The following is a 25,324-nucleotide window of genomic DNA, read 5'->3' on the forward strand; positions in this document are numbered from 1 at the left end:
AGTCATCATGCGTGTTCGAACCTTTGCTCTTGCCGCGGCCGCCTGCGCGGGGCTCGGTCTGGCCGGATCTGCCTGGGCCGGAACCGCTTCCGCCGCAACCCCGTTCGTGATTCCGCAGATAGGCGCGGCGGGGGTGGAGCTCGATCACGGTGAGACGCAGGCCCTGGCCGAGAGCCCGATTCCGGCGCTGGTCGACCGGTATGCGCCGCATGATGCCGTTATCGTGGGGCTGCAACCCGATTCGACTCTCCTCGAGAACGGCCATGCCGTCTTCGCGGATATGCCCGCGATCGTCGGTGAGGCCGCGGCGCATCCCGGCGGCTCGGTGGATGTGGTGCTGAGCCCGAAGGGTTTGGGCGTCTTTCAGGTCTGGTGAGAATTCCAGCCCACCTTCCTCCGACCCGATATGACAGATGCGCCCCATGCCGAAAGGCATGGGGCGCACTGCTTTTGCCGGACGACCGGACGCGGTCGGGCGGTACGACAGGGGTCAGGGGACCAGCACGTCCAGGGCGCCCCGGGCGGCGCGGAAGTGCGCGGGGAGCAGTCCGGCCGGGTCGCCGTCGGCGGTGGCGGGCGCGCCGGGAGCGGTCAGGCGGATCTCCCGGGCCTGGTACTGGACCGCGGCGGGATGGTCGATGCGCTTGCCGGAGGACAGGGTCGGGAGCAGGCGCAGCATCTCCAGCCGGGACATGGCCCCGACCACGGTCAGGTCCAGCAGGCCGTCGTCGATGAGCGCGTCGGGGCAGATGAGCATGCCGCCGCCGTAGGTGCGGGTATTGCCGACGGCGACCATGACCGCGTCCAGTTCCAGGACGGTGCCGTCCGGATGGTCGGGTGAGCCGGTCAGTTCGATGCGGTAGGGCACGGCCAGCTTGCCCGCGAGTTCGAGCAGGGCGGCGACGGTGTAGCGCATCGGGCCGCTGGGCCAGCGGAGAGCGTTGGCGCGCAGGGTGACTCGCGCGTCGAGGCCGGTGCCGGTGACGGTGGCGAACCAGAGGGCGCGGCCCGACTCCTCGGTTTCCACGGTGCCGAGATCGATGGCGCGGGTCCGGCCGCCCACGACCGCGGCCACCGCGGCGTCGGTGTCGTCGGGGACGCCGAGTTCGCGGGCGAGGTCGTTGCCGGTGCCGCCGGGGATCAGGCCGAGGGGGACGCCGGTGCCGACCAGGGCCTGCAGCACCACGCCGACCAGTCCGTCACCGCCCGCCGCCACCACGGCGTCGGGGCGGGCGTCCGGGTCGGCCAGCGCCTTGCGCACCAGCCGTTCGCTCTCGGCGGCCGACTCACCGCGGATCTCGGTGACCTGGACACCGCGGGCGGCGAAGCGGTTCGCCGCCTCCACGGCGACCAGCGCGCCCTTGCCGTGACCGGACAGCGGGTTGGTCACCAGGGCGATGGAGCGGATCGTTGTCACGGAATCAGCTTCCCAGGGTTGAGGATTCCGGCGGGGTCGACGGCATTCTTCACCGCACGCAGCACCTGCACACCCAGATCGCCGATCTCGTCGGTCATCCACGGCCGATGGTCGGCGCCCACCGCGTGATGGTGGGTGATGGTGCCGCCCGCGGCCACGATGGCGTCGCCCGCGGCCCGCTTGGCGACGGCCCACTGCGCGATCGGGTCCGCGGCCTGCTTGCCGACGACGGTGAAGTACAGCGACGCGCCGGTCGGGTAGGTGTGCGAGATGTGGCACATGACCAGCGCGGGGGTGCCCTGGGCGGTGAGCGAATCGGTCAGCGCCGCAGTCACCTTCGCCTTGAGGTTGGCGAGATCGGCCCAGCTGGTGGCGGTTTCGAGGGTCTCGCAGAGCACGCCCACGTCCAGCAGCGCATCACGCAGGTAGGGGGCGGCGAAGCGGCCGTGTTCCCATTCCCGGGCGGGGGTTTCGCCGAGCGCGGTGCCGCCGGCGGCGGCCAGCAGGGCGGCGGCCTCGGCACTGCGGGCGGCCACGTGCGCGGCGGTGCCCTCGAAGGTGGTGACCGCGAGGCAGCCGCCGACGGGCGCGCCGCCGATGTCCCCGGCGCGGGCCAGGTTCAGGCCGGTCTCGGCCTCGTCGGACAGGCGCATGACGGTGGGGGCGGCGCCGGCCTGGATGACGGTGCGCAGCGCATTGGCGCCGGTGGCGAAGTCGGGGAACGACCAGGCATGGTAGCCGGTGGTTTCCGGGACCGGGTGCACGCGCAGGGTGACGCCGGTGATGATGCCGAGGGTGCCCTCCGAACCGGAGAACAGTTCGCGCAGGTCGGGTCCGGCGGCCGAGGCGGGCGCCCGGCCGAGGTCGAGATCGCCTGCGGGCGTGGCGATCCGGAGCCGCTGGATCATGTCGTCGAAGCGGCCGTAGCCGGCCGAGGCCTGGCCCGAGGAGCGGGTGGCCGCGAAGCCGCCGATGGTGGCGTATTCGAAGCTCTGCGGAAAGTGGCCGAGCGAAAGACCTTGGCGGGCAAGCAGTTCCTCTGCCTGCGGGCCGGACAGGCCCGCGCCCAGGGTGGCGGTGCCGCTGACCGGATCGACGTCGGTGAGGGTGTCGAGGCGGCGCAGATCGAGGGCGACGACGGCCGGGAAGCGGCCGCGCGCGGGATCCAGGCCGCCGACCACGCTGGTGCCGCCACCGAAGGGCACGACCGCGATGCCCTTGGCGGAGCAGTACTTCAGCAGCGCGAGGACCTGATCGTGATCGGCGGGGAAGACGACGGCGTCGGGCGCGTCCTGCTCACCGTCGGCGCGGCGGCGCAACAGGTCGGGCGTGGATTTGCCGCCGGCGCGCAGCAGGCGGTCGCGATGGTCGATCGACAGGTGCTCGGCTCCGACCACCGCGACGAGCCCGGCGTGCTGTTCCGGCGTGAGCGCCGAAGCGCGCAGCGGCACGTCGCCCTCATCGCGACGGGTCACCGGCTCACCGGACACCCCGAAAACCTGTGCGAGCAGTCCCCGAATCTGGTCGGACAGCGGTTTGTGTCCGGACGGGGAGCCCCAGGCGTCCCACACCATACTCGCGCGAACCTGCGGCTCGCCCGGGTTTTCCGTGGACGCGGTAGCTGCTTGTGTGTCGACCATGCGTTACAGTCTGACATAGAATGTCAAGCAGTAACGACAACGACTACTCTCCGGTGGTGGCAACCATGAGTTCGACCGAACCATCCTCCGCCGTCGATCGGGCCATCCTCGACGCGGCACGCGCCTGCGTGGCCGAATTCGGCGTCCGGCGCACCACCCTGACCGAGGTGGCCCGCCGCGCGGGCGTCAGCCGGCCGACGGTGTACCGCCGCTGGCCCGATACCGGGTCCCTGGTGGCGGACCTGCTGGTGCGGGAACTGCGCGAGATCATCACCGACACCGCGCCCAGCACGGGCAGCGCGCGCGAGCGGCTGGTCGGGGCCATTGTCGGCGGCGGCGCGGTGATGCGCCGGAATCCCCTGTTCGCCAAGATCTTCCGCGCCGACACCGACATCATGCTGACCTACGTGTTCGAGCGGCTGGGCCGCAATCAGCGCGCCCTCATCGACCTGTTCGCCGACGCCATCCGAGAAGGTCAGGCCGACAACTCGATTCGCGCCGGGGATCCCCGGCAGCTGGCCGCCATGCTGCTGCTGATGGCCCAGTCCGCGGTCCAGTCGGCGACCGCCTTCGCCCCGGTTCTGGATGGCGACCACCTCGATACCGAACTCGCCTACGCCCTGCACGGCTACCTGACCCCCACCGGCACCTCACCGGGGACCCGGTAGCTCCACATTCTCGACAACCGACAGCGGCACTGACCGAAAGGCCTTCCCATGACTTCGAATACGGCTCGCCCCGACTCGTCGCTCAACGCGGCGCGGCGGCGGCGAGAGCTGTCGGCACTCGGTGACGACGCGGCGATCGATGTGCTGGTGATCGGTGGCGGCATCACCGGTGTGGGTGTGGCGCTGGATGCCGCCGCCCGTGGGTTGCGGACGGTACTGGTGGAGAAGCACGACTTCGCGTTCGGCACCAGCCGCTGGAGTTCCAAGCTGGTGCACGGCGGGCTGCGGTATCTGGCCAGCGGCGGGGTCGGGATCGCGCACGAGAGCGCGGTCGAGCGCGACATCCTGCTCACCCGCACCGCGCCGCATCTGACCCGGGCGCTGCCGCAGGTGGTGCCGCTGCTGCCGAATATCGGTGCGGCGCAGAAGCTGCTGGTGCGGACCGGCTTCCTGGCCGGGGACGTACTGCGCCGGGCGGCGGGGACGCCGGCATCGGTGCTGCCGCGGTCGCGGCGGGTGGCGGCGGCCGAGGCGCTGCGGCTGGCCCCGACGGTGCGCCGGGCCGGGCTGCGAGGCGGGCTGCTGGCCTGGGACGGGCAGCTGGTGGACGATGCGCGGCTGGTGGTGGCCATCGCCCGCACGGCGGCCCGGGAGGGCGCGACGGTACTGACCCGGGTCGAGGCCATGAATGTCACCGGTGGGAAGGCCACGCTGACCGACACACTCACCGGCGAAACCCTGGACGTGACAGCGCGTTCGGTCGTGAACGCCACCGGCGTGTGGGCCGATCAGGTGGATCCGAGCATCGAACTGCGGCCCTCGCGCGGCACGCACCTGGTGTTCGACGCCGCCGCGTTCGGCGGCCTCACCGCCTCGCTGACCGTGCCGATTCCGGGCAGCACCAGTCGTTTCATCTTCGCGTTCCCGGCCGCGCACAACCGGGTCTATCTGGGTCTCACCGACGAGGAGGCGCCCGGCCCGGTGCCGGACGTCCCGCACGCCACCGACGGCGAGATCGACTTCCTGCTCGACACCGTGAATACCGTGCTGCGGGAGCCGTTGCGCCGCAGCGATATTCGCGGCAGCTTCGCAGGCCTGCGGCCGCTGCTGCGCACCGGCGACGACAGCACCGCCGACATCTCGCGCGAGCACGCCGTGCTCACCTCCCCCACCGGCGTCATCACCGTGGTGGGCGGCAAGCTCACGACCTACCGGAAGATGGCCGAGGACGCGGTGGATGCCGCGGTGGCGCACGCGCACCTGGCCGCCGCACCGTGCCGCACCCGCAGCCTGCCCCTGGTGGGCGCGGTGTCCGGCGCGGCCCGCGATGCCATCCAGGCCCCGCCGCGCCTGGTCGAGCGCTACGGCAGCGAGGCCGCCGAGGTGCTCGCGCTCGCGGAACAGGATCCGGCCCTGGCGGCCGAGGTGGCGCCCGGCATGGACGTCACGGCAGCCGAATTCGCCTTCGCGGTGGCGGCCGAGGGCGCGCTGGACGTCTGCGACCTGCTCGACCGCCGCACCCGGATCGGCCTGGTCGCCGAGGATCGCAAGGCCGCGGAACCGGCCGCGCAGGCCGCTTTCGAGTAGGGCCGGGCGCCCACCGCCGAGAGATCTGTCAGCCCACCGCCGAGAGAATTGACCGTTCGGCGCCGTGCCTAGTTGGCGACGCCGCAGCCGGAGCCGGTCGGCACGCCGTTGCCGACCTGGATGTCGACGTACGGCAAGACGTCCTGCCAGTCGGGGCGGTGCTGCCAGACCTGCAGGCGGTGCGGTCCGGCGGTGACGGGCGTCCACCGGGTCTGGGCCAGCGAGCCGGAGGGAGTGGCGTAGGCGAAGGGAACCCCGTTGTCGTAGAAGACGACCGGGGTGACCGGGTCGTCGACAATGCCGTCGATGGCGTAGCTGCAGCCAGTGCCGTAGTTGGTGGCCGAGCCGAAGCTGATGCCCGGGTCGATGCCGACCCGGGTCGCGGTCGCGCCGGCGGGCGCGGCCAATCCGGCGATGGTCGCGAGCGCGGCACAGCCGATCGCGGCGGCGGTGGTGGTGGTCGTGATGATCGTGCCTCTCATGGTTCGGTCCTCATCGGTGACGCCGGAGCCGTATGCACCGGCACGATGCCTCGATCCTCGTGCCCGGATCCCGGCCATGGGCGGCATTCCCGCAAACCGGTGGACACGTGTCGCCGGGCGCCCCGACGGATCGGTCATATGCCCGGGCCGCGGAACGGTCCTATGCTTGGCTGCGATGTTGTGGGCGCCGGGAGAGGGAGGCGCGGATGGGTCGGATTCCGACGACGGTCGGGTTGGTACCGGGGGCAGGACTGGTCGCCCGGTTCGGGAATGTGGTCATCTTCTTGCACGGTGAAAGTCCGTCCACGGAACGGATAATCGGCGCGGCGGAGACCGCGGCGAGCGCCGCGGATCCCGGTGTGGCGATCGCGCAGCGGCTGGCGGCGACCGTGTTCACCAGCAGTTCCGCACAGCCGCCGGCCTTCGGGGTGGTCGCGCCGACGGCGGGCGGGATCCTGATCCTGCTGCGCGGCGCGGTGACGGCAGCGGTCGACGGGCCCGAGGGCGCCCGCCTGCTGTCCGGGGAACGCGCCCTGACCTGGGCCGACGAAATCGTGCGCGATCCGATCCGGCGGCTCACCGTGGTCGCCGACGACGCGGGCAGCGAACTGCCGCACACCGATCTGCGGGCCGGAGTCGTGGCGGGCGGCGGTTTCGTCCTGCACGCCCCGGTCTCGGGACTGACGGCCCCGCGCGCCAGTGAGACCCCGCCGAAAGCCGCGCCGGAGTCCCCTCCGGTCGCCGACCTCACCCGCCGGGCCCCGACCCCGACGCCCTCCCATCCGCGTTTCTCAGGACCCGTTCCGGCCCCGAGCGCGGAATCTGCTGCCGGACAGCAGGTTTCCCCGAATCCGCCGGAGCCCGCCGCCGAACCCGTGAATCCCCGCAATGCCGCCACGACTCCTGCTCCGGGCTCACGGCTCGCGGGTGACTCTGGTCCGGACCAACCTGCGCCGGCGCTCGACAAGCGGGTGCGGATCGAGGCGCAGGCCGACTCCGGACCCGATTCCGGCCGTCCGGCCGGGCGAAAGGATCGCCCCGCCCCGGAGGATCAACCGCCGACCGCTGCGTACAGCCCGGGCGCCGAAGACATCGCCGAGCCCGGAACCCGCGCCACCGCCGGGCCGCAGCCGCCCGCGACCTCCGCCATGGCCGCGGCAGGTGGGGCGCTCACCAGCACCGAGGGCGCGGTGTATCCGCTGGATCGGCCGTATGTGATCGGGCGGGATCCGATGATCGACGAGGCGGTGCGGCGGGCGGTGGCCTCGCCCATCGTGATCGCGCGGGATCGGCACGTGTCGCGGGTGCACGCGCGGGTGTTCGTCGAGAACGGCCTGGTGTACGTGCGGGACGCGGGGACGCCCGGCGGGACCTTCGTGGCCGCTCCCGGTGCGGCGGACTGGGTTCGGGTGGGGCAGCGGCCGACGGAGTTGAAGGCGGGGTGGAGTCTGCGTATCGGTGAGCGGGTTCTGACCTATCGCACGGCGCAGGCCGCCCAGTAGGTCGCAGTGCCGACCAGGTGGCCACCGCGCAGCCGACATCCCGCGCTACTGCAATGCGGACCAGTCCCCTCGCTGCAGGGCATTCCGAGCCGCCCCGGGTATCGCCTTCCGGGCGCGGACGGCCTGCTGCGCGGCGGCCACATCGGTGGGGTGATGGCCGAGCACGATCGCCCCGACCGCACGGTCGCCGGAAATGACCAGCCGCCGATAGGACGGCCGGGGTGATTCGTCCACCACGATCACCTCGTCGCGCTGTCCCGGCTCGACCTGCCCGATGCTGAACAGCTCCAGGCCGACTCCCTTGAGGATGGTGGCGGGCGTCTCCGCCGTCAGCACCTGATCGCCGCCGAGCGCGTTCACCGCCGCGGCCTGCGCCTGTTCGGCGGCGATGGGCCACAGGCCGAGTACGCGGTCGCGATGTTCGGCCACGTCTCCGGCCGCGTACACGTGCGGCACGGCGGTGCGCATGCGGTCGTCCACGAGAATGCCGCGCCGGACCGGGATTCCGGCGCGGGCGGCCAGGTCGGTATTGGGGCGGATGCCGGTGGCGGTGAGGAATACCTCGCACGGCAGCACCGTCCCGTCCTTCAGGACCACGGACCGGACCGGATCGGAGTCGCGGCCGGGCCCGCGCTGCCCGCCGGGTGCGACCGCCCCGGAATCGGCGGTCAGCGCGGCGGTCTCGGCCCGGTGCCGGACCTCGATCCCGGCCCGGGTGATGTGGTCCAGCACGATGGCCGACGCCCGCGGATCGAGCTGCTTGCCGAGCAGCCGCGGCCCGCGTTCCAGCACGGTGACACGTAATCCCAACTGGTGCAGGGCATATGCGGCCTCGAGACCGAGCAGACCACCGCCGGCGACCACGGCGCGGACGCAGGACCGCTGCTGGGCGTAGGCGCGAATGGTCATGGCGTCCCCCGCCTCGCGGAGCACGAAGCTGCCGGGCCGGTGCAGTCCGGCGATCTCGGGCAGCGCGGCGGACGCACCCGTCGCGAGGATGAGCCGGTCGTAGGGCAGGACGTCGCCAGTGCCGAGGTGGACCCGCTGCGACCGTGGATCCAGGTGTGTGGCAAGGGTATTGAGCCACGGCGTGATGCGGTGGTCCTCGTACCACTGTTCGGGCAGCAGGTGCAGGCCCTGCATGGCGGACCGACCGGGGATGAGGCGCGAGATGCCCATGCGGTTGTAGAAGTCGTGGGATTCCCGGCCGACCAGGTGGATTTCGCAGTCGGGGTGGCCGCGGCGCAGGAAGTCGGCGGCGGTGACGCCCGCGATGCCGGTGCCGATGACGACCAGGCTCATCAGGGAGCGATCGAAGTGGGCGGGGCGGTCGCCGGTGCCGTGCCCCGGTTCGGGGGTGAGCGAGACCCGGACGCCGCCGCCGTTCACGCGGGCGCCGCAGGCCATGCGGGTGTTGTCGGCGAATCCCAACCGCCGCAGAGTGTTTCGCTCGTCGGCGGTCGGATCGCACAGCTGCTCGCCACCCTCGAGGATCGCGACCGGGTCGGCGCCGCAGACGCCCATGCGGCAGCCCGACTCCAGGGGCAGGTTCGCCTGCTCGGCGAGATCGAGCAGGCTCACGCCGAGTTCGGCGGCCACGGTCCGGCCGTCGAAGTCCACCGAAGCCGCTGGGGCGGTGGCATTGTCGTCGTCGATGCGCGGCCGCGGGAAGGGCAGCAGGACGGGTTCGGTGCGGGCGCCGGTGCTGAGCGCGTACTGGAGTTCGCTGACCCGGGTGCGGGCCAGGAACAGCAGGGTCGCGGCCAGGACGAAAAAGCTGATCGGCCAGCGCAACCAGGCCACGCCGCCGACCCCGGTGATGGTGGTGAACGAGCCGAGCAGCACCGGTCCCGCGAACCAGTAGAAGCCGTTGAGGGCCACCACCGCGTACACCGCCGACAGCATGGCCGGGCCCACCCCGGTCAGCGCCTCGACGGCGAAGTAGACGCCCACCGCGACCAGCAGAACCAGGCCCAGCGTCAGATACCGTTGCGGCACCGGCACTCCCGGATATCCGGCCAGCACCATGAACCCGAGCACGAATCCGGGCAGCGCGGCGGCGAACAGCTTGCGGGGCGCGCTCCAGCCGGGGTCCGGATCGGCCATATCGGCCTGGTAGGCGGCGCGCGGCTTGAAGTCGAAGCAGTTCTTGGCGCAGCCCACACACGGGCGGCAGTGATTGTTGGCGATGGTGACGAACGGCGTCTGCCCGTAGGCGCGCTGCAGCGGGAACAGCGGGCAGATGCTGCTGCACCAGCCGCTCTTGCCCTTGAACACGACACCTCCGGTGAACGCCGCCAGCAGGACCGCGGACAGCACGAGACCCGTGGCGACGCCGCTGCGGTCCAGGCCCGCTAGGCGCGATCCGGCGATGCCGAAGAACAGCGCGACGGCGATCAGATAGCCGCGCTGCTGCAGCCAGGCCGGCGGCGTGAGCGCGCGGGTGAAGCGGAACAGCCGCGGCAGCTGATTGGTGGCGGCCAGCGGACAGGTGTTGCGCCACAGGCCCGGTGCGATGAGGAACAGTCCGGGCAGCAGCGGGACGACGATCCCGAAGAAGACGAACAGGCCACCCGCGGGCCGCACGAACAGCGTGACGATGAGCGCCAGGTAGGCGGTGATGCTCAGGAAGCGCGCCGCCTGCCAGACCGGCAGCGGTATCCGGCTCGGCAGTTCGGTGAAGGCGGGGAACAGGTTTCGCTCACCGGTCGGGTCGAGGCCGAGGATCCGGTTGGCGAGGGCCACCCAGCGCGCGGGCGTCGGCTCGCCGCCGGGCGGGCGGGGTATCGCGCCGGACGGCCCGAGCACGGTCTCGGCGGGGCCGTGCTCGTCCGGTTCGCCGGTCGGGGTGTGCAGCACCAGGATCTCGCTGCGGCCCAGGCGCACCACGTCACCGGTGACGAGTTCCCGCCGGCCGGTCAGGGCCACGCCATTGACGGTGGTGCCGTTGCGGCTGCCCAGGTCGACCACGGACAGGGCCGTCGGGGTGGGCACCAGCCGCAGGTGCTGCCGCGAGACCCCGCCGTCGGCCAACACCTCGTGACTACCGTCGCGCCCGAAGACGATGGGCCCGTCCAGCAGCCGCCGCCGCGCGGGCCGTCCCCATTCCCGGATCTCGATGACCGGCCGCCCCGCCATGTTCCCGCCCCTTCCCCGGCGCAGTCGTCGATCTCGCTGCGCTCGTGCGTATATCGCCGGAAGCCCGGTTCACCATTACCGCCGCGCTGCCTCGAGGTCAGGCGCGCTCCCGGAGCAGTTGCACCCGCAGATAGCGGTACCGCTTGCCGACCCGGCGGCAGCCGACGGCCAGGGCCAGTCCGGCCGCGACACCGCCTGCGGCGCACACGATCACACCGGGCAGGGTGGGTTCGCGGCCGAGCAGCACCCACGCCGCCCCGGCCGCCGCGATCCCGAGCAGTCCCGTGCTGATGGCCAGCCCGACGGTCGCCGCGAAGCGGGCACTGCCACGCCGCAGCGTGCGGGCGTTCGATTCGGCGTATGCGGCGGCGAACAGCAGGAGCAGCAGGATTCCGACGGCCGTCGCGGTGGTCGTGGCCCGCTGCCGCGTCCGCACCCCGAACCGATAGGTGGCCGTCTCGGAACCCGCACGGGACAGCGACAATTCACCGGTCAGCCGACCCGCGAGCACGTACTGGTTCACCGGCGCGGACAACTCCCCCGACCCACCCGGCAAAGCCGCACCCTGTCCCCCGGCCCGCACACCCAGCACATCCACCGACAGCTTCGCCTCATCGGCGTCCGCCCCGCTGACAGTGATCGGCACCGGCCTGGACAGATCGAGATCCACGGTCCCCGAGGCGGGATCCATCCCGTCGATCCGAATCATCCCCGCAGGAGGCACATTCCGCCCCGGCGCACCCACGCCGAGCACCGCAACCGCCACCGTCACCACCACCAACAACGCCGCCACCAGCAACGGCACCCGAGGCGACGGCAGCGTGACCACCTGCTGCACCGGCACCAGCTCCGCCCGATCCACCTCCGCCAGCCGCGCCCCACCACGCTGAATCGGCTCGCGCGGCCGTATCCGCTCCATCGGCGCGGAAGCCCCGGGCCCGAAACCTCCGCCCGGTCGCGGACCGCTTTCATGCCCGAATCCTGCTGGACCACTGCCGAACCCGTGTCCGGCCGGTATTCCGGCTCCACCCTTTCGCTGGGGCACAGCGGGCCCGCCGTGCGAGGCGGCTGCTGACACGCCTCGGTCGGCTCGCCGTGTCGGTTCCGAGCGGGGGTCGGCGGGTGGCGGCGCAGCGCTACCCTGCCCCGCGCTCGGGCTCGAGGGCGATCCGTGCGGCGTGGCGGGCCCGCCGGAGGTGCGGCGCAGCTCTTCCCGGGACATCGAGTCGGCGATGGGTACGTTCGGCGGGTGGTGCTGGCGAATCGGTTGTGGCGGAGGTGTTATCGGCCCGGAGCCGCGGTCGCGGGTCACCGCGCCGGGCGGTGGGGGCATCGCACCGGGCGGCGGGGTGTAGGGATCGTGGGAGCCGGGTCTCGGGGGTGGGGTCTGTGGAGTGAAAGGGCCGGGGGTGCGCGGGCTGCGGGTGGCGGCGGCCACGATGGTGTCCGCGCCGATGACCGGGATGCCCACGGGGGTGAGCCAATTCGCGCCCCAGAAGTGGGCGGCGGGCTCGGCGATGGCGACGCCGAAGGTTTCGGCGGTGTCGTAGCGGTCGGCGGGGTCGGAGGCCAGGCCGCGCATGACCGCCTCGGCGATGGGCTGGGGGACGAACGGAGCCACCTCGGTCAGCGGGATCGGGTCGCCGTAGGCGTGGGCGAACAGCAGGGACAGGGCGTCGGGGCCGGGCGGGAAGGGCAGTACGCCGGAGAGCAACTGGTAGAGCATGGTGGCCAGGGCATAGACGTCGGTAGCGGGTGAAAGCCCTTGGCCGCGCACCTGTTCCGGCGCGATGTAGGAGGGCGTGCCGATGATCTCGCCCGCCCGCGTCACCAGCGTGTCCGCGCCGCCGACGATCTTGGCGATCCCGAAGTCGGTGAGTTTGAGCGCGCCATTGGCCGCGAACATGAGGTTGGACGGCTTCACATCCCGGTGCAGGATGCCGCTGCGATGCGCGGCGTCGAGCCCGGCCGCGCACGACAGCGCTACCGCCACCGCCGCGGTCGCCTCGAATCCCGCTGTGATGAAACGGTTCTCGACGGTGCCGCCGGGCAGGTACTCCAGTACCAGCAGGCACAGTTCGTCGTGCTCGATGTAGTCGTAGACCGGCACCACGTGCGGGTGGTCGAGCGCCGCCATCATCCGTGCCTCGTCGACGAACCGCCGCCGCACCTGCATATCGTCGGCGAACTGCGGCGGGATCTGCTTGATCGCGACCCGCCGGTGCAAGCCGCGATGCACGCCGGCCAGCACCACCCCGCAGCCGCCGCGCCCGATCTGCCCGCCGACCTCGTACCCCGGCAGCGCCGCCCGCACCCGGGCCAGCTCGGCGGTGCCGGCATTCCCCACGCTCATCGGCCCGCTCCCTCCGGCTGGAAGCCCGGTCCGCCGGGCCCGCTGCGCAGTGTCGGCTCGTCCCCCGGATCCGCCGCCTGGACTGCCGGTCCCAGGTCATCCTTTCCACCGGCGGGATCCCGCCCGATCGTCGTCTCCCCGAGCCCGGCCCCGGACCGCGGCCGCTGCACCCCGCCGGGATATCCGACCGTCGAATCATCCACGCCCGCCGCCGAGTACCGGAATGCTTCGCCGCCCGGTCTGCTGACCGTCGGCAGCCCGCCCGACCCTGTGGCATGTGGACCGGTTCCGGCCTGCATCTCGGGCAGACTTCCCGAGCCCGGAGAATCCGTTGCCGCAGTCGTGCTTTCATCGGTGTCGGGCTGCATGGCCGATGCCAGCGGCCCACCGCCCGGATATAGGCCGCCACCGATTCCCGGACGCGCGATCCGGGTCGTCTCACCGCTCGGGTCACCGCCGGAAATCGGGCCGGAAGCGGGTCCACCCGGGAAGACCCGCATCGCGCCCGGGGCCCCGGCGGGACCGACCTGCGTCGCGGCCTCTCCCGAACCTGGTCCGCCGGGCGGGTGATACGGCACGAACTCCGTTGCACCGGAGTCTGATTGAGCCCGAACATCCAGGTCCGGGTAGGTACCGCCCGGGATTCCCACCGCACCGAGGTCGCGGAAGGTGCCACCATAGGGCGGATTGGGCCCTGCCGCGCCGGCATTGGCATCGAGTTCCTTCGCGGCAGCGAGATCCTCGGGGTCGAGGCCGAGATCGTCGGACTGCCGCGGGGTCGGCGAGAGGTATCCGGCCACGAAGAAGAGGGCGGCAGTGGCGCCCGCCAGGGCGAGCCACAGGGCGGTGCCCGGCACCCACCAGCGCGCCACCGACCCGGTGAACCCGATCATCAGGCCGAGGCCGAGGCCGGGCGCGAGCAGGCGCAGGCCGCGCTGCCAGCGATTGGCCGAGAGGCGGTGGCGCGCAACGGTCAGGGCCGCGTCGACAATGGCCAGGGCGGTCAGGACCGCGATGATGATGCCGAACAGCCCGTACACCGACGCCAGCGAACCGCGCACATCGACGACGGTGTGCACCGCGGTCAGCGGCTTGCCGTCCGCACCGATGAGCGTGAGGTCGGAGCCGATGAGCCCGGTCGCCTGCCCGTCCAGCCCGGCCGGATCCAAACGGTAGGTGAGCTTCTCGGTCTTGCCCGCCGCGACCGTCAATTCGACTGTCGTGGAATACGAATAGAAGTTCAGGCCGAGCACGTGCCCGGCGAGATCGACGCGACGGACCGACACCGGATTCGCGGTCCCATTGGTCACCTCGACGACGACCTGCGCGACCCGCTTCGGATCCAGACGCACCGGATTCCCGGCATTGGCGCCGGCAATGGCCCGGCCGTCGAGGGTCGCGGTCGCGCTCACCCCGGTGGCGGCGCGAGCGGGTCCGGCCACGAAGACGACCGCCACCACCACGAGGGCGACCATGAGCAGGGCGCCGAGCACGGTCCCGCCGGTCGCCCGGCGGCCGCGGGCGCGAGCGACCGGCCGCGATTCGCCCTCGGCGCCAACAGGTTCGGCGGGTCGCCCGGCGGCCGACCAGCCGTCGTCCCATCCGGTATCGCGTTCCCACCGGACGCATCGGTCACTCGCACACCGGAATTCCGGCAAGCTGGGCAGCTGCACCTGGTGCGGCGCGGTTGTGCGACTGGTCATCGGAGCCTCCGTGCCGGGAGATGGGAGATCAGGCGGTGGCCGTAGAACCACCCGCCTACGAGTAGGAAGAACAGCAGCACCGTCATCGTCGCCGCGCCGCCGCCGACCTGGCTGACCAGCACGATGTCCAAGGGCGCGGCCAGCTTTCGCCCGCACTCGGCGGTCACCTCGTGCTGGCCGATATCGGTGCCGCCGGTGGCGAGGGTGGCCGCGAAGCCGCCATCGGCCCAGGCCGTGGTGTCGGCGGCGGTGGTCCCGCCGATCGACAGCTTCACGGTGGCACCGGGATCACAGCCGGTGCCGCTGGCCTGCACCGGCGCCCCGGGCGCCACCGCGGGCGGCTCGAGGGAAAGCCCGGAGGTCTGCGCGGGAACGGGAGTGGTCGATGCGGGCGGCTTGGCTTCCGCACTCGGCGGCACCGCCTCGGTGGTGGTCGGCGGCGGTACGGCGGTCGTCGGCACCGGCGTCGTCGGCACCGGACTGGGTTGCGGCTGCGGCTGATTCCCGCCCGGCGTGGTGCCAGGAGGTATGACAGCAGTGACGCAAGTTCCGCTCGCGGGCTTGACCGAACCGTCCGGACAATACTGCGGCTGCGCCGACGGACAGACCCCGCTCGACGGCTCGACCGAACCATCTGGGCAATACTGCGGCTGCGCGGAGGGGCACACCCCGCTGGAGGGTTTCACCGAGCCGTCGGGGCAGTACTGCGGCTGTGCGGACGGACAGACTCCGCTCGCGGGTTTCACCGAACCATCCGGACAGTACTGCGGCTGCGCCGACGGACAGACTCCGCTCGCGGGTTTCACCGAACCATCCGGACAGTACTGCGGCTGCGCCGACGGACACACCCCGCTCGCAGGTTTCACCGAACCATCCGGACAGTACTGCGGCTGCGCCGACGGACACACCCCGCTCGCAGGTTTCACCGAACCATCCGGGCAATACTGCGGCTGCGTCGGCGGACACATCCCGCTGGGGGGTTTCACCGAACCGTCCGAGCAGTACTGCGGCTGGGTGCAGGGGGTCCAGCCGCAGCCGGTGTCGCCGCCGCTGTCGCACGAGGCGCCGCACTGGCCGCCGGGATTCGTCTTGCCGTGGCTGGGCGGGCCGTCGTGGGTGCCGGTGCAATCGGTGTAGGTGCAGTCGTTGCCCGGCTGCTGGGTGCTGACCGGCGGCGGATTCACCGTGCTGGGAGGAACTTTCACCGGTGCGCGCTCCTGCGGCGCCGGGACGGAGACGGTGGTGAGCGGAACGGGTTGGGTGGCACCCGGATTCGCCCAGCCGATGCCGGCCGGCAGTGCGAGCGCGATGGCCGCCACGAACAGCAGAACAAGGTGTAGGGTCCGGGGTGAAAGTCTCACCGCGCGGGCCAGTTTCGCATGCCGGTCCCCACCGGCACGCCGAGCAGAATGCGCACATGTCTTCATTCGGCGTGACCTCGCTTGTTCGATGGTAAGGCCATCCACGTGCCCGCTGCCTTGTCTATCGCGGTAGTGATCACCCGCGTTCACACCCGAGACCGACCAGTCCGCTGGCCCGCGCGTTTCGCGCCCTACGATGCGGGTATCGACTGGGACGCCCCATCGCGCCGGAGAGGACAATCGGGACCATGTATCGTGCCGCGCCGAAGAGCGATATCGACGAGTCCGCGCTGACCGTCACCGCACCGAAGACCGAGGCCGCGGGCGTCAAGGCGGTCACCGTCGCACTGGAGCGCGCCGTCGAGGAGATGGGTGTGGTGCGCACCGCGCGCACGCTGGCCCGGGTGAATCAGCGGCACGGGTTCGACTGTCCGGGCTGTGCCTGGCCGGAACCGACCGGTCGGCGTCGCCCCGCGGAGTTCTGCGAGAACGGGGCCAAGGCCGTCGCCGAGGAGGCGACCCTGCGCACCGTCACCCCGGCGTTCTTCGCCCAGCACTCCCTCGAGGACCTGGCCGGCAAGTCCGGCTACTGGCTCGGCCAGCAGGGCCGCCTCACCCACCCGATGGTGCTGCGCGAGGGCGAGGACCACTACTCCCCGATCGGCTGGGACGATGCCTACCGCCTCATCGCCGACACCCTGCGCGGCCTGGACTCTCCCGACCAGGCCGTCTTCTACACCTCCGGCCGCACCGCCAACGAGACCGCGTTCCTCTACCAGTTGCTGGTCCGCAGCTTCGGCACCAACAACCTGCCCGACTGCTCCAACATGTGCCACGAATCCTCGGGCACCGCGCTCACCGGCTCGATCGGCATCGGCAAGGGCTCGGTCACCATCGACGACTTCGCCAAGGCCGACCTGATCATCGTGGCCGGGCAGAACCCCGGCACCAACCATCCGCGCATGCTGTCCGCGCTCGGCGAGGCCAAGGCACACGGGGCCACCGTGATCGCGGTCAACCCGCTGCCGGAGACCGGGCTCATCGGCTTCAAGGACCCGCAGACCGTCAAGGGCTTCACCGGCGGCATCACCATCGCCGACGATCTCCTGCAGATCCGCCTCGGCGGCGATATGGCCTTGTTCCAGGGCCTGGCCAAGCTGCTGTTCGAGGCCGAGGACCGCGCGCCCGGCACGATCGTGGACCGCGCCTTCGTCGATACGCACACCGCGAGCTTCGCCGAATACGAAAAGCAGATGCGCGCGGTCGATCTCGGCATCGTCGAGCAGGCCACCGGCCTGCGCCGCGCAGACCTGGACCGCACCGCGAAGCTGCTGGCCGAATCGAAGGCCACCATCATCTGCTGGGCCATGGGCCTCACCCAGCAGGTGCACGGCGTCGCCACCATCGAGGAGGCCACCAACCTGCTGTTGCTGCGCGGCATGATCGGCAAGCCCGGCGCGGGCGTGTGCCCGGTGCGCGGCCACTCCAATGTCCAGGGCGACCGCACCATGGGCATCTGGGAGAAGATGCCCGACGCCTTCCTCGACGCCCTGGACCGTGAATTCGCCATCACCAGCCCGCGCGAACACGGCTGGGACACCGTCAATGCCATCCGGGCCATGCGCGACGGCCGCGGCACGGTGTTCTTCGGCATGGGCGGCAACTTCGTCTCCGCCACCCCCGACACCGAGGTCACCGAGGCCGCACTGCGCAATTGCGCACTGACCGTGCAGGTGTCGACCAAACTCAACCGCAGCCACGTGGTACACGGGCGCACCGCCCTGATCCTGCCCACCCTGGGCCGCACCGACGCCGACCTGCAGGACGGTGTGCGCCAGCAGGTTTCGGTCGAGGACTCGATGTCCATGGTGCACCTGTCCACCGGCCGGCTGGACCCGGTGAGCGACCAGCTGCGCAGCGAGGTCGCCATCGTGTGCGAGCTGGCCCAGGCCGTGTTCGGTCCGGACCACTCCGTACCGTGGGGCGAGTTCCGGCGCGACTACGACAAGATCCGCGACGCCATCGCCCGGGTGGTACCCGGCTGCACCGACTACAACCGGAAAGTACGCGGCCGCAACGGCTTCCAGCTCCCGCACCCGCCACGCGACGCCCGTGAATTCCGGACCGCCACCGGCAAGGCCAATTTCGCGGTCAACGACCTGCACTGGCTGCCGGTCCCCGAGGGCCGGCTCATCCTGCAGACCCTGCGCAGCCACGACCAGTACAACACCACCATCTACGGCCTCGACGACCGCTACCGCGGCATCCACAACGGGCGACGCGTGGTGCTGGTCCATCCCGAAGACATCACCGCCCTCGGTTTCGCCGAGGACGATCTGGTGGACGTCATCTCCGAATTCGACGACGGCACCGAGCGCAGCGTGACCGGCTTCCGCCTGGTCGCCTACCCGACCCCGCGCGGCAATGCCGCCGCCTACTACCCCGAGACCAACCCCCTGATCCCGCTGGACCACGTCGCCCGGCGCTCCAATACGCCCGTTTCCAAGGCGGTCACCATCCGCCTGGAACGCCACACCCACACGGTCGCATGAGCAGGGTCACCGCGCGCCGCCGCACCCTGCGCATCTCGCCCAGCGGCACCGTCACCCGGCCCGACACCCTGGCTGTGGAGGAACCGCTCGAAATCCGTACGGGCGGGCAGTCGCTGACGATCACCATGCGCACCCCCGGCGCGGATATCGACCTCGTGCACGGCTTCCTCTACGCCGAGGGCGTCATCGACTCGGCCGAGGACATCGTCAGCGCCCGCTACTGCGCCGGCACCGACGAGAACGGGCAGAACACCTACAACGTGCTGGACATCCAGCTCCGGGCCCCGGTCCCGGTGCAGCCCAGACCCTTTCTGACCAACAGTTCCTGCGGATTGTGCGGCAAGACCGCCCTCGACGAGGTACGCACCCGGATCCGGCACGCCATGCCTGCGGATTCGCCCCGCGTCGACGTGCACACTCTCGCCAAGCTGCCCGACGAGCTGCGTTCCCGCCAGCAGGTTTTCGACGCCACCGGCGGGCTGCACGCCGCGGGCCTGTTCACCCCCGAGGGCGAGGCGCTGGCCGTGCGCGAGGACATCGGCCGGCACAATGCCGTCGACAAGCTGGTCGGCTGGGCGATTCGCGAGAATCGGCTTCCCGCACACGATCTCGTCCTCATGGTCAGCGGCCGCGCCTCCTTCGAGCTGGTGCAGAAGGCCATCATGGCGGGCATTCCGATCATGGGCGCGGTGTCCGCCCCCAGCTCGCTGGCCGTGGATCTCGCCGCCGACGCCGGCCTCACCCTGGTCGGCTTCCTGCGCGGCGAAACCATGAATGTGTACACCGGTGAGGACCGTCTGGCGATGTGATCGTCGCCCGTTCCACAGGGTGGGGCAGCGGGGTTCCTTTGCACGTTCCGGCTGTTACTCTCCGCAATAGAACACGTTTCAATTCTTGATGGGAGTCATCCATGGCAGCGCAGCCCCGCGATGTGGTCGAGCAGTACGTGAAGCTGGTGGCCACCGGGCCCACGTCGGCGATCGTGGACCTGTACGCCGAGGACGCGGTGATCGAGGATCCGATCGGGACGCCGGAGCGCCGCGGCCACGAGGCCATCGGCGAGCTCTACAAGGCCCTGGAGAACCTCGACCGCGAGACCGAACTGCACACCGTCAAGGTGGCGGGCAACAAGGTGGCGGCGTCCTTCACCCTCGTCACCGTGTCCAACGGGCACCGCATGACCCTCTCGCCCATCGACGTGATGGAGCTCAACGACGAGGGCAAGATCATCAGCATGAAGGCCTACTGGGGTCCGGACGACATGAAGATGGAGCAGATCTGACCCACGGGGTTGTCCCCTCCCGCTCCCCGAATTACGGTGGCAGCACAGTGATTCGGCGAGGGCGGGAGGGCCTGTGCGGATCTCGTTGCGCGGCACCGGTGACGGGGTGCGGGTCAGCATGCGGCTGGAGATCAACCGGCGGCGCTGGATCGCCCTGCTCATCATGCTCGGCGTGCTCACCGCCACGGGGGTGATCACCGGCCTGTGGGCCGTCGTGGCGCCCGAATCGTTCTACACCAGCTTCCCCGGATTCGGCCTGCACTGGGTGCGCGCCGACGGCCCGTACAACCATCACCTGGCCGGCGACGTGGGGGCCTTCTTCCTGGCCCTGGGCGCCATCTCCGGCGCCGCGCTCTACTACCGCGACAGCGTCATCGCCCGAGTCACCGGGCTGGCGTGGCTGGTCTTCGGCGTGCCGCACTTCATCTACCACGCCTTCCACCGCCCGCCGACACTGAGCGGACTCAACTTCACCCTCGAACTGCTGGCGGCCCTGGCCATGCCCGCCCTCGGCCTGGCCATTCTGCTCGTCGCCCCGCGCGAGCGTTTCCCGGTCCCCGAGCCCGCCCCCTTCACCTTCAAATTCCCCCGCCGCTGACCCCGCCGCGAAACTCTCTTTCCCGGTCCCGATGAAATCGGGGACGCCGCCCCGTCGTAACAGGTGACCCAGCCACACCGATTTCTCTGGAGTAACGGAGTAAAGGTTCAACGGCGAACCACGGGGGATCAACGGCGATCCTCGCGACGGGCGCGATCGGCTCCACCGACCGTCACCGACTCCCTGGCTTTCCGGAAACGGACAGCCCACAGGAGAACAAGCATGAACTGTCGGTTGCCCTCGACGGTTTCTATCAAGCACTCGGTGCCACAAGGTTGTCCGCGCGTCTACCTTCCACGGTGATCAGCTGGAGCAGGTAACTCCTCCGCGGCCGCGTGGCGAGAGAACGAAACCGGCCCCGCGAGAGGGATTCTCGCGGGGCCGGTTTCTTTGCCTGTGGAAGGGCCTTACGCCGACTTCTCGCGGCGCTCCGGGGTCTGGCGCTTGCGCGGGACGATCGTCGGGAGGACGTTGTCGTTCACGGTGTCGGCATTGACGACCACCTTGGCGACATCGTCGCGGCTGGGGATGTCGTACATGACCGGGAGGAGCACCTCCTCCATGATGGCGCGCAGGCCGCGGGCGCCGGTGCCGCGCAGGATCGCCTGATCCGCAACGGCTTCCAGGGCGTCCTGGGTGAACTCCAGATCCACGCCGTCCATTTCGAACAGGCGCACGTACTGCTTCACCAGCGCGTTCTTCGGCTCACCGAGGATACGGACCAGCGAGTCCTTGTCCAGGTTGGTGACCGAGGCGACGACGGGGAGGCGGCCGATGAACTCGGGGATCAGACCGAACTTGATCAGATCCTCGGGCATCACGTCGGCGAAGTGGTCGGCGGTGTCGATCTCGGCCTTGGACCGGACCTCCGCGCCGAAACCGATGCCGCGCTTGCCGACTCGATCCTGGACGATCTTCTCCAGACCGGCGAACGCGCCCGCCACGATGAACAGCACATTGGTGGTGTCGATCTGGATGAACTCCTGGTGCGGGTGCTTGCGACCGCCCTGCGGCGGCACCGACGCCTGCGTGCCTTCCAGGATCTTCAGCAGCGCCTGCTGCACGCCCTCACCGGACACGTCACGGGTGATGGACGGGTTCTCCGACTTGCGGGCGATCTTGTCGACCTCGTCGATGTAGATGATGCCGGTCTCGGCGCGCTTCACGTCGTAGTCGGCGGCCTGGATCAGCTTCAGCAGGATGTTCTCGACATCCTCGCCGACGTAGCCGGCCTCGGTGAGCGCGGTGGCGTCCGCGATGGCGAACGGCACGTTCAGCATCTTGGCCAGCGTCTGTGCCAGGTAGGTCTTGCCACAGCCGGTCGGGCCGAGCATGAGGATGTTGGACTTGGCCAGCTCGACCGGTTCGCCCCGGGAGTCGCGGCCCTTGTCGCCGGCCTGAATCCGCTTGTAGTGGTTGTAGACCGCCACTGCGAGGGTTCGCTTCGCGGCGTCCTGCCCGATCACGTACTGCTCCAGGAAATCCCGGATTTCCGCGGGTTTGGGCAATTCGTCGAGCTTGACCTCGCTGGATTCGGCGAGCTCTTCCTCGATGATCTCATTGCAGAGGTCGATGCACTCGTCGCAGATGTACACCCCCGGTCCCGCAATGAGCTTCTTGACCTGCTTCTGGCTCTTTCCGCAGAACGAGCACTTCAACAGATCGCCGCCATCACCGATGCGCGCCATCTCCTGGGTCCCTACTTCCTTGTCCGCGTGCAACCGTCTGTCCCCGGCTGCCGGCGAGCTGCCTTCTTCGAGCGTAAGCCGTGACCCCTGAGTTTGCGGATCCGGCAATTCGGCTGTGTGTATCCACGGTGCCCATTACAAACACCTGTGTTGGATGCAGAGGCAGAGCCGACAACCACGAGCAAAGGTCCCTAGAGTGACCGTACCTGTTTCGGCTGACCGAGGTCGACAACTTGGGCACGTTTCTCGCCGGACATGTGCGTGGACTCACCCCTGCCGGGGTGGCGGGGACGCCTTGGGACACACAGAACCCCGCCACCCGCCCAGCTCACTTCTGGGCGCTGAGCTTGCGGTACTGGAAAACCTGATCGACGATCCCGTACTCCTGCGCCTCGTCGGCGGTGAGGATCTTGTCCCGGTCGGTGTCCTTGCGGATGGTGTCCGCGTCCTTGCCGGTGTGGCGCGCCAGCGTGGTCTCCATGAGGCGACGCATGCGCTCGATCTCGGCGGCCTGGATCTCGAGGTCGGAGACCTGGCCCTGGATGCCGCCCGAGGTGGACGGCTGGTGGATCAGGACGCGGGCGTTGGGCAGCGCGGCACGCTTGCCGGGGGCGCCGGCGGCGAGCAGCACGGCCGCGGCCGAGGCGGCCTGGCCCAGGCAGACGGTGGCGACGTCGGCGCGCACGTACTGCATGGTGTCGTAGATGGCCATCAGCGCGGTGAAGGAACCACCGGGCGAGTTGATGTACATGGTGATGTCGCGGTCCGGATCCATCGACTCGAGCACCAGCAGCTGGGCCATGATGTCGTTGGCCGACACATCGTCAACCTGGTTGCCCAGGAAGATGATCCGCTCCTCGAAGAGCTTGTTGTACGGGTCCGAGACCTTCTGGCCGAAGCTGGTCTGCTCGGTGAACTGCGGCAGGATGTAGCGCGACTGAGGCAGGCTGCCGGCGGCGGCGAAGGTGATGCCCGCGGCCCGCGGATCGATCATGTTGGACATACGCGTCTCTCCAAAGTCTGTGTGGGTGGGCTGCGGAACTACTTGCTGCCGTTCGCCTGGCTCGCGTGGGTGATCACGTGGTCGATGAAGCCGTAGTCGAGCGCCTCGGCGGCGGTGAACCAGCGGTCGCGGTCGGCGTCGGCGGTCACCTGCTCGACCGACTTGCCGGTGTGCAGCGACTGCAGCTCGTTGAGTTCGCGCTTGGTGTAGGCGAACTGCTCGGCCTGAATGGCGATGTCCGCAGCGGAACCGCCCAGACCCGCGGAGGGCTGATGCATCATGATCCGCGCGTGCGGCAGTGCGTAGCGCTTGCCCTTGGCGCCGGCGGCGAGCAGGAACTGGCCCATCGAGGCAGCCAGGCCCATGCCATACGTGGCGACGTCGCAGTCGGCGAACTGCATGGTGTCGTAGATGGCCATGCCCGCGGTGACCGAACCACCCGGGGAGTTGATGTAGAGCGAGATGTCCTTGGTCGGGTCCTCGGCCGACAGCAGAAGGATCTGCGCGCACAGCTTGTTGGCGATGTCGTCGTCGACCTGAGTGCCCAGGAAGATGATGCGCTCGCGCAGCAGGCGCTCGTACACCGAATCACTGAGGTTCAGACCAGCAGTCGCGGATGTCATGCGCACCCCTGCCTGATGAATTGTCACGGATACCTGCCCTCTCTCAACGGCTCGGTTAACAAGCCCCTACTGATTCGCTGACACAAACCCTAACGAAGCAGGGCGGCACCGAACTCCCGGTACCGCCCTGCTTCGCTCACAGCGCAAACTTACGTCAACACCTCACGTTCCCGCGTTCGGGGTTCTCGGGGTGTCACCCGAGACCCCGGACACCGGGGTGCCGGCATTTATTTACTTGGCGTCGGCGTCGGCGTCGGCCTCGGCGGCCTCGGTCGCGTCGGCGACGGTGGCGAGCTCCTCGGCGGAAACCTCCTCGGCCTCCGCAGCCGGGTTGCCGAACATCTCGGCGGTGTCCACGACGTTGCCGGCGGTGTCGGTGACGGCGGCCTGGACCACGACACCGGCCAGGGCCTTGCCGCGGCGCACGTCGGCGAAGACCGCGCCCAGCTGACCGGCCTGCTGGATCTGCTGGATGAACTGATCGGGCGACATGCCGTAGCGCTGCGCCTGGAAGATGATCCGCTCGTACAGCTCGTCCTGGCCGACCTGGGTGTTCTCGGCCTCGGCGACGGCGTCCAGCAGCAGCTGGGTCTTGACCGACTTCTCGGCGGCTTCCTTGGTGTCCTTCTTGAACTCCTCGAGGGAGGAGCCCTGGGCCTCGAGGGCCTCGGCCAGCTTGGCCTCGTCGTGGTCGAAGCCGTGGACGGCGTCGTGCTCGACCGCGTCGACCTCGGCCTTGACGACACCCTCGGGCAGCGGGATCTCGACGGTCTCGAGCAGCTGCTCGAGCACCTTGTCGCGGATCTCGCCGGCCTGCTGGACCTTCTTGACACGCTCGACGCGGGTCTTCAGGTCTTCCTTCAGCTCGTCGATGGTGTCGAATTCGCTTGCCAGCTGGGCGAACTCGTCGTCGGCCTCGGGCAGCTCGCGCTCCTTGACCGACTGCACGGTCACGGTGATGACGGATTCCTTGCCGGCGTGCTCACCGGCGACCAGCGTGGAGGTGAAGTCCTTGGACTCGCCCTCCTTCAGGCCGATCAGGGCCTCGTCCAGGCCCTCGATGAGCTGGCCGGAGCCGACCTCGTGGGACAGGCCGGTGGTGGAGGCCTCCTCGACGGTCTCGCCGTCGACGGTGGCGGACAGGTCGATGGAGACGAAGTCGCCGTTCTCGATGGCGCGCTCGACCGACTTCAGGGTGCCGAAGCGCTGACGCAGCGACTGCAGCTGCTCGTCGATATCCTCGTCGGTGATCTCGATCGGGTCGACCGAGACGGCGATGGAGGAGAACTCCGGCAGGGTGATCTCCGGGCGGATGTCGACCTCGGCGGTGAAGGCCAGCTCCTCGCCGTCCTCGATCTTGGTGATCTCGATTTCCGGCTGGCCGATGACCTTGGCCTCGGTGGCGATGACAGCCTCGCTGTAGCGCTTGGGCAGCACATCGTTGACGACCTGCTCCAGCACGGCGCCGCGGCCGATACGGGCCTCGAGAAGCTTGGCCGGCGCCTTGCCCGGACGGAAGCCCGGGATCCGGACCTGCTGCGCGAGAGCCTTGTACGCGCGGTCGAAGTCCGGCTTCAGCTCCTCGAAGGGCACCTCGACATTGATGCGGACCCGAGTCGGGCTCAGCTGCTCGACGGTGCTCTTCACGGACATGCTCCTTGTTCGTAGTTCATGGTTGACGTCTAGGTTCCCCCCGAACGCATCCCGACCAGGTTAGTTGACGGCCC

At 70.1% G+C, this 25,324-nt stretch carries 21 protein-coding genes; 10 read left to right on the top strand and 11 right to left on the bottom strand.

Going from position 1 to position 25,324, the window contains the following annotated elements; genetic code table 11:
- Positions 1-7 precede the first annotated feature (7 nt).
- Positions 8-376 (top strand): hypothetical protein, encoded by a 369-nt coding sequence (locus ACWEQQ_RS10270; protein WP_452338567.1) that lies wholly within the window; start codon positions 8-10, stop codon positions 374-376.
- 114 nt (positions 377-490) lie between these two features.
- On the opposite strand, the gene ACWEQQ_RS10275 is transcribed toward ACWEQQ_RS10270, so the two are convergent.
- The gene (locus tag ACWEQQ_RS10275) at positions 491-1,417 is read right to left on the bottom strand and encodes a diacylglycerol/lipid kinase family protein (RefSeq protein WP_452347987.1); all 927 of its coding nucleotides are present in this window, start codon (positions 1,415-1,417) and stop codon (positions 491-493) included.
- A complete protein-coding gene (locus tag ACWEQQ_RS10280) occupies positions 1,414-2,991 on the bottom strand; it encodes an FAD-binding oxidoreductase (RefSeq protein WP_452338769.1) in 1,578 nt (525 codons plus the stop codon). Before ACWEQQ_RS10280 ends, ACWEQQ_RS10275 begins: the two co-directional genes overlap by 4 nt.
- Before the next feature lie 131 nt (positions 2,992-3,122).
- Between ACWEQQ_RS10280 and ACWEQQ_RS10285 the strand changes: the two genes are divergently transcribed.
- Positions 3,123-3,725: a TetR/AcrR family transcriptional regulator gene (locus ACWEQQ_RS10285; RefSeq protein WP_452338565.1), complete on the top strand. Its 603-nt coding sequence runs from the start codon at positions 3,123-3,125 to the stop codon at positions 3,723-3,725.
- A gap of 48 nt (positions 3,726-3,773) precedes the next feature.
- Positions 3,774-5,312 carry a glycerol-3-phosphate dehydrogenase/oxidase gene (locus tag ACWEQQ_RS10290; protein WP_452338564.1) on the top strand — a complete coding sequence of 513 codons (1,539 nt, stop codon included), beginning with the start codon at positions 3,774-3,776 and terminating at the stop codon, positions 5,310-5,312.
- Positions 5,313-5,380: 68 nt separating this feature from the next.
- Here the strand turns inward: ACWEQQ_RS10290 and ACWEQQ_RS10295 are convergent, their stop codons facing one another.
- Positions 5,381-5,794, bottom strand: coding sequence for a hypothetical protein (locus ACWEQQ_RS10295; protein WP_452338563.1), 414 nt, complete (start codon positions 5,792-5,794; stop codon positions 5,381-5,383).
- Between the two features lie 206 nt (positions 5,795-6,000).
- Between ACWEQQ_RS10295 and ACWEQQ_RS10300 the strand changes: the two genes are divergently transcribed.
- Positions 6,001-7,296, top strand: coding sequence for an FHA domain-containing protein (locus ACWEQQ_RS10300; protein WP_452347988.1), 1,296 nt, complete (start codon positions 6,001-6,003; stop codon positions 7,294-7,296).
- 45 nt (positions 7,297-7,341) lie between these two features.
- Here the strand turns inward: ACWEQQ_RS10300 and ACWEQQ_RS10305 are convergent, their stop codons facing one another.
- From ACWEQQ_RS10305 to ACWEQQ_RS10320, 4 genes are all read right to left on the bottom strand, one after another.
- Positions 7,342-10,434, bottom strand: a complete 3,093-nt coding sequence (locus tag ACWEQQ_RS10305) for an FAD-dependent oxidoreductase (protein WP_452347989.1) — start codon at positions 10,432-10,434, stop codon at positions 7,342-7,344.
- Positions 10,435-10,531: 97 nt separating this feature from the next.
- On the bottom strand, positions 10,532-12,787 hold the full coding sequence (locus ACWEQQ_RS10310; protein ID WP_452347990.1) for a protein kinase domain-containing protein: 2,256 nt from the start codon (positions 12,785-12,787) through the stop codon (positions 10,532-10,534).
- Positions 12,784-14,490, bottom strand: a complete 1,707-nt coding sequence (locus ACWEQQ_RS10315) for a hypothetical protein (RefSeq protein ID WP_452347991.1) — start codon at positions 14,488-14,490, stop codon at positions 12,784-12,786. Before ACWEQQ_RS10315 ends, ACWEQQ_RS10310 begins: the two co-directional genes overlap by 4 nt.
- Complete coding sequence (locus tag ACWEQQ_RS10320) at positions 14,487-14,765, bottom strand: hypothetical protein (protein WP_452347992.1); 279 nt, start codon at positions 14,763-14,765, stop codon at positions 14,487-14,489. The genes ACWEQQ_RS10315 and ACWEQQ_RS10320 overlap by 4 nt, the downstream gene beginning before the upstream one ends.
- Before the next feature lies 1 nt (position 14,766).
- Here ACWEQQ_RS10320 and ACWEQQ_RS10325 point away from each other — a divergent pair, with 1 nt between their 5' ends.
- The 6 genes from ACWEQQ_RS10325 to ACWEQQ_RS10350 all read left to right on the top strand — a co-directional run bounded on the left by ACWEQQ_RS10325 (position 14,767) and on the right by ACWEQQ_RS10350 (position 20,283).
- Positions 14,767-14,991, top strand: coding sequence for a hypothetical protein (locus tag ACWEQQ_RS10325; protein ID WP_452347993.1), 225 nt, complete (start codon positions 14,767-14,769; stop codon positions 14,989-14,991).
- A gap of 36 nt (positions 14,992-15,027) precedes the next feature.
- Entirely contained in the window at positions 15,028-15,627 is a 600-nt protein-coding gene (locus ACWEQQ_RS10330) for a hypothetical protein (protein WP_452347994.1), read from the top strand.
- 472 nt (positions 15,628-16,099) lie between these two features.
- On the top strand, positions 16,100-18,403 hold the full coding sequence (locus ACWEQQ_RS10335) for an FdhF/YdeP family oxidoreductase (RefSeq protein WP_452347995.1): 2,304 nt from the start codon (positions 16,100-16,102) through the stop codon (positions 18,401-18,403).
- Positions 18,400-19,212 (top strand): formate dehydrogenase accessory sulfurtransferase FdhD, encoded by an 813-nt coding sequence (gene fdhD, locus ACWEQQ_RS10340; protein ID WP_452338556.1) that lies wholly within the window; start codon positions 18,400-18,402, stop codon positions 19,210-19,212. Before ACWEQQ_RS10335 ends, fdhD begins: the two co-directional genes overlap by 4 nt.
- A gap of 101 nt (positions 19,213-19,313) precedes the next feature.
- Positions 19,314-19,685: a nuclear transport factor 2 family protein gene (locus tag ACWEQQ_RS10345; RefSeq protein ID WP_433565210.1), complete on the top strand. Its 372-nt coding sequence runs from the start codon at positions 19,314-19,316 to the stop codon at positions 19,683-19,685.
- Positions 19,686-19,758: 73 nt separating this feature from the next.
- Positions 19,759-20,283: a hypothetical protein gene (locus tag ACWEQQ_RS10350; RefSeq protein ID WP_452347996.1), complete on the top strand. Its 525-nt coding sequence runs from the start codon at positions 19,759-19,761 to the stop codon at positions 20,281-20,283.
- Between the two features lie 407 nt (positions 20,284-20,690).
- Here ACWEQQ_RS10350 and clpX read toward each other — a convergent pair whose 3' ends face one another.
- From clpX to tig, 4 genes are all read right to left on the bottom strand, one after another.
- Entirely contained in the window at positions 20,691-21,971 is a 1,281-nt protein-coding gene (gene clpX / locus ACWEQQ_RS10355) for an ATP-dependent Clp protease ATP-binding subunit ClpX (protein ID WP_357006134.1), read from the bottom strand.
- A gap of 328 nt (positions 21,972-22,299) precedes the next feature.
- Entirely contained in the window at positions 22,300-22,974 is a 675-nt protein-coding gene (locus ACWEQQ_RS10360; protein WP_452338554.1) for an ATP-dependent Clp protease proteolytic subunit, read from the bottom strand.
- 38 nt (positions 22,975-23,012) lie between these two features.
- Positions 23,013-23,597 carry an ATP-dependent Clp protease proteolytic subunit gene (locus ACWEQQ_RS10365; RefSeq protein ID WP_452338553.1) on the bottom strand — a complete coding sequence of 195 codons (585 nt, stop codon included), beginning with the start codon at positions 23,595-23,597 and terminating at the stop codon, positions 23,013-23,015.
- Between the two features lie 231 nt (positions 23,598-23,828).
- The gene (gene tig, locus ACWEQQ_RS10370) at positions 23,829-25,244 is read right to left on the bottom strand and encodes a trigger factor (protein WP_452347997.1); all 1,416 of its coding nucleotides are present in this window, start codon (positions 25,242-25,244) and stop codon (positions 23,829-23,831) included.
- Positions 25,245-25,324: the final 80 nt, after the last annotated feature.

Source organism: Nocardia sp. NPDC004123 (assembly GCF_053603795.1).

Excerpts from the sequence above, each read along its gene's own strand:
- ACWEQQ_RS10270 (WP_452338567.1), top strand. The coding sequence starts at position 8 with ATGCGTGTTCGAACCTTTGCTCTTGCCGCGGCCGCCTGCGCGGGGCTC.
- ACWEQQ_RS10365 (WP_452338553.1), bottom strand. The coding sequence starts at position 23,597 with ATGACATCCGCGACTGCTGGTCTGAACCTCAGTGATTCGGTGTACGAG.
- ACWEQQ_RS10360 (WP_452338554.1), bottom strand. The coding sequence starts at position 22,974 with ATGTCCAACATGATCGATCCGCGGGCCGCGGGCATCACCTTCGCCGCC.
- ACWEQQ_RS10315 (WP_452347991.1), bottom strand. The coding sequence starts at position 14,490 with ATGACCAGTCGCACAACCGCGCCGCACCAGGTGCAGCTGCCCAGCTTG.
- ACWEQQ_RS10290 (WP_452338564.1), top strand. The coding sequence starts at position 3,774 with ATGACTTCGAATACGGCTCGCCCCGACTCGTCGCTCAACGCGGCGCGG.
- ACWEQQ_RS10305 (WP_452347989.1), bottom strand. The coding sequence starts at position 10,434 with ATGGCGGGGCGGCCGGTCATCGAGATCCGGGAATGGGGACGGCCCGCG.
- clpX (WP_357006134.1), bottom strand. The coding sequence starts at position 21,971 with ATGGCGCGCATCGGTGATGGCGGCGATCTGTTGAAGTGCTCGTTCTGC.
- fdhD (WP_452338556.1), top strand. The coding sequence starts at position 18,400 with ATGAGCAGGGTCACCGCGCGCCGCCGCACCCTGCGCATCTCGCCCAGC.
- ACWEQQ_RS10295 (WP_452338563.1), bottom strand. The coding sequence starts at position 5,794 with ATGAGAGGCACGATCATCACGACCACCACCACCGCCGCCGCGATCGGC.
- ACWEQQ_RS10285 (WP_452338565.1), top strand. The coding sequence starts at position 3,123 with ATGAGTTCGACCGAACCATCCTCCGCCGTCGATCGGGCCATCCTCGAC.
- ACWEQQ_RS10335 (WP_452347995.1), top strand. The coding sequence starts at position 16,100 with ATGTATCGTGCCGCGCCGAAGAGCGATATCGACGAGTCCGCGCTGACC.
- ACWEQQ_RS10300 (WP_452347988.1), top strand. The coding sequence starts at position 6,001 with ATGGGTCGGATTCCGACGACGGTCGGGTTGGTACCGGGGGCAGGACTG.
- ACWEQQ_RS10310 (WP_452347990.1), bottom strand. The coding sequence starts at position 12,787 with ATGAGCGTGGGGAATGCCGGCACCGCCGAGCTGGCCCGGGTGCGGGCG.
- ACWEQQ_RS10280 (WP_452338769.1), bottom strand. The coding sequence starts at position 2,991 with ATGGTGTGGGACGCCTGGGGCTCCCCGTCCGGACACAAACCGCTGTCC.
- ACWEQQ_RS10345 (WP_433565210.1), top strand. The coding sequence starts at position 19,314 with ATGGCAGCGCAGCCCCGCGATGTGGTCGAGCAGTACGTGAAGCTGGTG.